This is a genomic window from Mesorhizobium sp. P5_C1, from assembly GCF_054049815.1.
This window is the reverse complement of the sequence record NZ_JBFULQ010001276.1, coordinates 1-708: the sequence shown is the minus strand read 5'-3', so window position 1 is coordinate 708 and position 708 is coordinate 1. Positions and strand designations below refer to the sequence as shown.

1 protein-coding gene is annotated in these 708 nt (G+C 57.3%); it reads right to left on the bottom strand.

What is annotated here, in order from left to right:
• Positions 1-708: MFS transporter (locus tag ACXJ7R_RS35355; protein ID WP_457155834.1), on the bottom strand; the 708-nt coding region annotated here is incomplete at both ends.

Below are 708 nucleotides of genomic sequence, written 5' to 3'. Positions count from 1 at the left end.
ACGCTGACGCGTCCAAGATTGTATAGAAATCCGAGCGCGGCAAAAAGGATCACTGTCCAGGGCGTGCGCAGATATGCCAGCGCCATGAGTATCAGGGCTGTTAAGCCCAAAAACATGAGATGCCGCGCATGGGTACCCATCGCTCTTTCAACCCGGAACAGAGCGACCGTGCCGATCAGTGAGCCCGCCGACCATGCAGTCTCAAGGTAGCCGAAATCCACGGCAGTACCCTTCTGCTCCTGGAAGACGAAGCTCGCTCCCATGACGCTGACAAGCACCGCGCTGGTATAGAGAAGCGCGTAGACGACAATGAGACGGCGCAGGCTCAGATCTATTTGTGCCGCAGAGATCTTGGCGATGCGGACATCGCGCAAAACCGGTTCCAGCTGCATCAAGGCGAGGCAGCCCGCTGAAAACAGGAAGAAGGCAGCAAGAACGGTGAATGGCAGGGCTGGTGAGCGCTCATGCAGCAAAGGCCCTGCAAGCAGAGCTGCGCCGAGGTTGCCGAACTGCATGACGAAAAACACAGCGGAATTCGAGGCTACAAGATCGCGGCCGTCAGCTATCACGGGGATCATTGATTGAGAGCTCGTAAGCGCGACACGGTCGCAAAACGAAAAGAGGGCCGCTGACAGGCAGATAATCAGAAACACATCCATGTAGAGGAGCGCGCAAGCGGTCGCCAGCATAACGACGAAGCGGCTGAGG